General features: G+C 32.4%; 1 protein-coding gene. It reads left to right on the forward strand.

Translation table 11 applies throughout. From position 1 onward, the window contains the following. Positions 1–336 (forward strand): hypothetical protein (locus tag PH558_RS34175; protein ID WP_285208577.1); only part of this gene is annotated, 336 nt, incomplete at both ends.

A 336-nucleotide genomic window follows, 5' to 3' on the forward strand; every position in this document is an offset into this window, starting at 1 on the left:
ATTTATGTGCTGTCACAAAAGCACCTGATTCTCTAAAAGATGTTTTATTTTTAATTCTTAGGAAATTGGATTATGACGGATATATTGCATTATCAACTAGATACCGTAAGGAGATCTGTAAATTATTGGGAATAAAAGACGGAACATTACGTAACAGATTGTATTCATTATCAAAAATGGGGATTATTGCTAGTTGTGGCGGTAATGAATATCAGGCGAACCCTAATTTATTTGCTCGTGGTGAATGGAAAAAAATAATTGAACAGCGTCGCGAGTTTGAAATGAGAATTAAATATTCACCTAACGGTGAAACTATTATAACAACCGAAGAAATAA

The sequence above is a fragment of the Rhizobium pantanalense genome (assembly GCF_030182525.1).
GTDB lineage: Bacteria > Pseudomonadota > Alphaproteobacteria > Rhizobiales > Rhizobiaceae > Rhizobium.